At 56.6% G+C, this 274-nt stretch carries 1 protein-coding gene; it reads right to left on the reverse strand.

Annotated features, from left to right (window positions below; all coding sequences use genetic code 11):
* Positions 1–54 precede the first annotated feature (54 nt).
* Positions 55–274, reverse strand: a 220-nt coding sequence (locus AAEZ05_RS28590) for a hypothetical protein (RefSeq protein ID WP_350649961.1), incomplete at its 5' end; no start/stop codon positions are given.

The raw sequence follows: 274 nt of genomic DNA on the forward strand, positions 1-274 counted from the left end.
TGGTGGTGTTGGGCTCGGCGACCGTGGCGCTGGCTCCATCACTGCTGGCCGGGCTCAGAGCGCGTCGCGTACATCTGGATGCTGTTCGATAAGGCGTTGGGCCAAACCGTCGAAATCGCCATTGAAGGTGTGGCTGCCGTCGATCTTGGTTATGGTTATCCACGCTGGACGTGACGACAAACTGCATAAACCATCAGCATTTTCAGTGGAGTGGAAGCAATTGACGGGTATTTGCCCTTCCAACGGATACAGCGCGGGCAATGGATCATGGTGC

The organism is Pseudomonas sp. HY13-MNA-CIBAN-0226 (assembly GCF_040310305.1).
Classification (GTDB): Bacteria; Pseudomonadota; Gammaproteobacteria; order Pseudomonadales; family Pseudomonadaceae; genus Aquipseudomonas; species Aquipseudomonas gregormendelii.